The organism is Kutzneria sp. 744 (assembly GCF_000568255.1).
In the GTDB taxonomy this organism is placed as follows: Bacteria; Actinomycetota; Actinomycetes; order Mycobacteriales; family Pseudonocardiaceae; genus Kutzneria.
Genome location: NZ_KK037166.1, coordinates 3,339,080 through 3,343,665, shown reverse-complemented (window position 1 = coordinate 3,343,665; position 4,586 = coordinate 3,339,080). Strand labels below are relative to the sequence as shown.

Below are 4,586 nucleotides of genomic sequence, written 5' to 3'. Positions count from 1 at the left end.
GCGCTGGGCGTGCACTACCAGACCCGTCGGCTACCTCGAACGCGGCGAGTACAGCGCCAGCCTGTTCCCTGGCCCTGCGCATCGCCGAGTACTTCGAGGTGCCGGTGGAGGTCGTCTTCTCGACCACACCGTTCCCCCGGATCGGGAGCGAGGATCGGGCGGGGTAGTAGGACCGGTTTGGGCGCGGTTCATCGGACAGGTCGTCGAGGTCCGCTGAACCGCGCCCGCGTTTCAGCCAGGTTGTGGCGGCCGCCGCTCGGGCGGCACCCCGGCGGTGCGAGTTCGGATTTCGTTGCAGCAGACCGAGCGAGATCGATGTCAGGTCGAGTTACCCACAAAGCCCTCACACGATCTGCGCCGCATCTCCATGAACGCCTGGTTGCGTGGGGGCATGGCTTCTTGGCTCACGGGACCGCTCTATGCCCTGTACACCCGGCGCCTGCGGAGGCGGGTGGCGGACGGCCCGGTGCCGCGGCACGTGGGGCTGATCATGGACGGGAACCGGAGGTGGGCCCGGCAGAGGGGCATGGTGTCGCCGAGCGTCGGGCACCGGTACGGGGCGGAGCACGTGGATGACGTGCTGGAGTGGTGCAGGGCAATGGGAATCGAGCACGTGACGGTGTTCGTGTGCTCGACGGAGAACCTGGAACATCGGGGCGACGATGAAGTGGCCTACCTGATGGGGGTGATCGAGGACGTCGTCGCGGAGCGGCTGACGAAGCGCAACGACCACTGGCGGGTGCACATCGCGGGGAGCCTGGATGTGTTGCCGGACAGCACGGCGCATGCCGTCATGCGGGCGATGGGGGTCTGGTGCGGGGTGGGGAACGAAATCATTGGGGGTGCCAAGCCAGTCGCGAGGCCGCGCCGGTGCCTGGACCGGTTGGCAGATTTCGATCGCCGCCACCTGACGCGCGCCGCCACCCGAGCCGATGCGGCGGTCGAAATCTGGCAAGGGAAGGCACCGGTCACGAGCGGCCTCGCCCCGCGCGGAACGCGCGGCACAAGCACAGTCGAACTTCCTGCTGTGGCAGAGCGCCTACGCGGAGCTGTACTTCTGCGAGGCCTACTGGCCGGCCTTCCGGGAGGTGGACTTCCTGCGGGCACTGCGGAGTTACGCCCAGCGACAACGGCGTCACGGGGCATGAACCCTAGAACAGCTGCCACATGTCCAGGACGGCTTCGGTGGCTTCGCTGAAGACGTAGGCGACGAGGGCGACGGTGAGCAGGGCCAGGTAGCGGTAGCGGGGGCGGGCGGGCGTCAACAACGCGGCGACGCGCTGGGGGACGGGGCCGGCGGAGATGCCGAGGGTGGCGACGGAGAGGCGGGCGTGGCGGGCGGCGAGGGCGGCGGTGGCGACGGCACGGGCGGTGAGCACGCGGTCACCGGTGGCGGTGGCGGCGACCTCGTCGGCCCAACGCTCCACTGTGTACCGAACGGTGTCGCGCAAGGGCCACAGCAGGGGAGCGGCGGCGCTGGCGAGGTCGACGAGCAGCACGAAACGGTGGTGGTGCAGGGAAACGTGGGCTCGCTCGTGGGCGAGCAGGGCCCGGCGCTGGTCGGCGCACAGGGCACGGACCATGCCCCTGGACACGACGACGCCACCGGGCAGCGCGTAGGCCACGGGCTCGTCGTCGGGCAGAAGGGCAAGCCCGTCAACGGGAATCCGCCATGCCTGGCGACGGTGCCAAGCGGCGGCGCCGACGGCGGTGACGGCGGCACAGAACGCAACGGCCAGTACGGCGCCCAGGGCAACGGATCCGCTGAGCAGACAGGACACGGCGGTCACGGCGAGGGTCACGGTGCTGGCCAGTGCCAACAACACGCTGATCGCCGCGATCAGCCAGCTGGTCGACCGGGGCTGCCACGAGCGGCAGGGAATCAGTGCCCAGGCCAACATCGGTGCCAACAGCGGCACCAGCGCGCCGTCATCCATCCGAGTCCGCGAGCAGCTGTCGCAGCAGCACTTCGTCCTCCTCGCTCAGGTCCGTCACGAACCGGGTCAGCACCAGGCGCCGGTCCGGCTCGGCGTCGAGGAGCTTACGCATCCGACCGGCGGCCCGGCCCGGTTCGTCCTGCACTGGGGAGTAGGCGTACGCCCTACCTTGCCTCTCCCGTGCAGCCACGCCCTTGTCGTGCAGCCGGGACAGGATGGTGACCACGGTGGTGTACGCGAGCGAGCCCCCGAGCTCCGTCTGCACCTGGGCGGGCGTCATCGCGCCGTCGGCCGCCCACAGCGCCGCCAGCACCTCGGACTCGAGTTCGCCGGACCTGCGTCGCATCGGGACAATCTACGACCGGTCACGCTCTGACACCTAGGGGTTGCTGTTAACCGGGCATCGATTCGACGGTCAGGCCGACAAGGCCCGGACCAGGGGCGCGAACTCGGGGTTGAGGGCGGCCTCGCCGAGCGCCTTCTCCAGTTCGGCGTCGTTGACGGGCCGGGCGGCCTCCAGCAGGGCGAACCCGGCCTCGGTGACCTCGGTGTAGATGCCGCGGCGGTCGGTCGGGCACAGGTAGCGGCGCAGCAGCCCGCGGTCCTCAAGCCGGTTGACCAGCCGGGTGGTGGCGGACTGGCTGAGCACGACGGCGTCGGCCAGCTGGTTCATGCGCAGGTGGTGCTCGACCTGCGTGGACAGTGTCAGCAGCACGCTGTACTCCCGGACGGACAGGTCGTGCGAGGCCTGTAGGGCCCGCTCCAGCCGGTCCTCGATGCGGTTGTGCAGGGCAGCCAGCGTGCACCAGCCCTGCGCGCGCCGGACGTCCTCGTCGGCCAGTGTCACGGCTCACTCCTCCTCGGCTTGCCCACATCGAGTCGCCCGGGGCATCCTTGCGTGCAACATTAACAAGCGTCTGCAACTATTGCGGAAGCTTGCTACCTGAGAGTCTACTGGGGAAGGACCCAGGGGAAGGACTACGAGTCATGCCCCTCGCCCTGCTCGCACTGGCGGTCAGCGCATTCGGCATCGGCACCACCGAGTTCGTCATCATGGGCCTGCTGCCGGAGGTCGCGGGCGACCTTCACGTCACGATCCCGACGGCGGGCCTGTTGATCTCCGGCTACGCCCTGGGCGTGGTCGTCGGCGGACCGCTGCTGACGGTGGCCGGCAACCGGCTGCCCCGCAAGAACCTGCTGCTCGGCCTGATGGTGCTGTTCATCGCCGGCAACCTGATCTCCGCGCTGGCCCACAGCTACGCCCTGCTGCTGACCGGCCGGGTGGTCGCGGCGCTGGCCCACGGCGCGTTCTTCGGCGTCGGATCGGTGGTCGCGGCCAGCCTGGTTCCGGCGGCCAAGCAGGCCAGCGCCATCGCCCTGATGTTCACCGGCCTGACGGTGGCCAACGTGCTCGGCGTGCCCGGCGGCACCGCTCTGGGCCAGGCGTTCGGCTGGCGTTCCACGTTCTGGGCGGTCACGGCGCTGGGCGTGGTCGGCCTGCTTGGCGTCGCCTTCCTGGTGCCGAAGCAGCCGCTCGAACCGGGCCCCGGCCTGCGCGGCGAGCTGGCCGTGCTGAAACGCCCGCAGGTGCTGCTGGCGCTGGCGATGACCGCGCTGGGTTTCGGCGCCGTGTTCGCCGCCTTCACGTACATCGCGCCGATGATGACCCAGGTCGCGGGCTTCTCCAACGGCGCGGTGACCTGGCTGCTGGTGCTGTTCGGCATCGGCCTGGTGGTCGGCAACCTGGTCGGCGGCAAATTGGCCGACAAGAAGCTGATGCCCAGCCTGTACGTCACCCTCGCTGCCCTGGCCGCGATCCTGCTGGTGTTCGTGTTCACGGCGCACGCCCAGATCCCGGCCGCGATCACCCTGTTCCTGTTCGGCGCCATCGGCTTCGCCACGGTCCCCGGCTTCCAGACCCGTGTCATGCAGCAGGCCGACGGCGCGCCGGCGTTGGCGTCGACGGCGAACATCGCCGCCTTCAACCTCGGCAACGCGTTCGGGGCCTGGCTGGGCGGCCTGGCCATCGGCGCCGGCCTGGGCTACACGTCCCCGAGCTGGATCGGCGCGGCGCTGGCCTTCGCCGGCCTGGTCGTCGCCGTCGCCTCGGGCCTGCTGGAACGGCGTCAGCAGACGTGGGCGCCCTCGACCTCCAGCGGCACAACGGAACCGGCGGCAGCCGGCGTGACGTGCAGCGTGAGCAGCCCGTCCGCATAGACCGGGCGCACGTAGTCCCGCGTGTCCACGACCGTGTCGTCGGTGACGGTGCAACCGACACCGACGACACGGTTGATAGCGCTCAGCGCCACGAGATCCCGCACTGGTAGCGAGCCCCGCAAGGCGTCCTGACCGGGAAATCGGAACGCTCGCCCGCCTTCACGCGAAGCCACCGCGAAGTCCGCCGGGCCGTCCAGCTCGAAGGACACGGCGTGGTGCGGCGACGGCTCCCGCACCACATGCGTGCACAGCAACGAAGCCGAGGGCGCCAGCTCCAGCGCGAAATGCTCGGCCTCGTGCCGATCACGATGGCCGCCGTCGGCCGTGTACAGCGTCACCGCACGTCCACGAAGATCGGGTTCGAGTACGTCCACAGGTCGCCCCACGGGATCAACGCCGCCGGCCGGATCCATCCGCGGCTCGATCGAGCCG

6 protein-coding genes and 2 pseudogenes are annotated in these 4,586 nt (G+C 70.1%); 4 read left to right on the top strand and 4 right to left on the bottom strand.

Annotated elements, in window-relative coordinates; all coding sequences use genetic code 11:
• The 3 genes and pseudogenes from KUTG_RS66195 to KUTG_RS66185 all read left to right on the top strand — a co-directional run.
• Positions 1-167: pseudogene (locus tag KUTG_RS66195) on the top strand (helix-turn-helix transcriptional regulator); the annotation flags it as partial.
• 200 nt (positions 168-367) lie between these two features.
• Positions 368-745, top strand: a pseudogene (locus tag KUTG_RS66190) (undecaprenyl diphosphate synthase family protein); the annotation flags it as partial.
• Positions 746-932: 187 nt separating this feature from the next.
• The gene (locus tag KUTG_RS66185; protein WP_084579332.1) at positions 933-1,148 is read left to right on the top strand and encodes an undecaprenyl diphosphate synthase family protein; all 216 of its coding nucleotides are present in this window, start codon (positions 933-935) and stop codon (positions 1,146-1,148) included.
• Positions 1,149-1,151: 3 nt separating this feature from the next.
• On the opposite strand, the gene KUTG_RS14850 is transcribed toward KUTG_RS66185, so the two are convergent.
• The 3 genes from KUTG_RS14850 to KUTG_RS14840 all read right to left on the bottom strand — a co-directional run bounded on the left by KUTG_RS14850 (position 1,152) and on the right by KUTG_RS14840 (position 2,784).
• The gene (locus tag KUTG_RS14850) at positions 1,152-1,937 is read right to left on the bottom strand and encodes a M56 family metallopeptidase (protein WP_052394540.1); all 786 of its coding nucleotides are present in this window, start codon (positions 1,935-1,937) and stop codon (positions 1,152-1,154) included.
• A complete protein-coding gene (locus KUTG_RS14845) occupies positions 1,930-2,283 on the bottom strand; it encodes a BlaI/MecI/CopY family transcriptional regulator (RefSeq protein ID WP_043717437.1) in 354 nt (117 codons plus the stop codon). The genes KUTG_RS14850 and KUTG_RS14845 overlap by 8 nt, the downstream gene beginning before the upstream one ends.
• A 69-nt stretch (positions 2,284-2,352) precedes the next feature.
• A complete protein-coding gene (locus KUTG_RS14840) occupies positions 2,353-2,784 on the bottom strand; it encodes a MarR family winged helix-turn-helix transcriptional regulator (protein ID WP_084579330.1) in 432 nt (143 codons plus the stop codon).
• Between the two features lie 140 nt (positions 2,785-2,924).
• On the opposite strand from KUTG_RS14840, the gene KUTG_RS14835 reads away from it, so the two are divergent.
• Positions 2,925-4,154: an MFS transporter gene (locus KUTG_RS14835; protein WP_052394538.1), complete on the top strand. Its 1,230-nt coding sequence runs from the start codon at positions 2,925-2,927 to the stop codon at positions 4,152-4,154.
• On the opposite strand, the gene KUTG_RS53445 is transcribed toward KUTG_RS14835, so the two are convergent.
• Positions 4,064-4,492, bottom strand: a complete 429-nt coding sequence (locus KUTG_RS53445) for a hypothetical protein (protein WP_052394536.1) — start codon at positions 4,490-4,492, stop codon at positions 4,064-4,066. The two genes, KUTG_RS14835 and KUTG_RS53445, sit on opposite strands and share 91 nt — an antisense overlap.
• Between the last annotated feature and the right edge of the window lie 94 nt (positions 4,493-4,586).

What these genes read in the sequence shown, in the direction of transcription:
- KUTG_RS66185 (WP_084579332.1), top strand. Translation starts at nt 933, where the DNA reads ATGCGGCGGTCGAAATCTGGCAAGGGAAGGCACCGGTCACGAGCGGCC.
- KUTG_RS14850 (WP_052394540.1), bottom strand. Translation starts at nt 1,937, where the DNA reads ATGGATGACGGCGCGCTGGTGCCGCTGTTGGCACCGATGTTGGCCTGG.
- KUTG_RS14845 (WP_043717437.1), bottom strand. Translation starts at nt 2,283, where the DNA reads ATGCGACGCAGGTCCGGCGAACTCGAGTCCGAGGTGCTGGCGGCGCTG.
- KUTG_RS14835 (WP_052394538.1), top strand. Translation starts at nt 2,925, where the DNA reads ATGCCCCTCGCCCTGCTCGCACTGGCGGTCAGCGCATTCGGCATCGGC.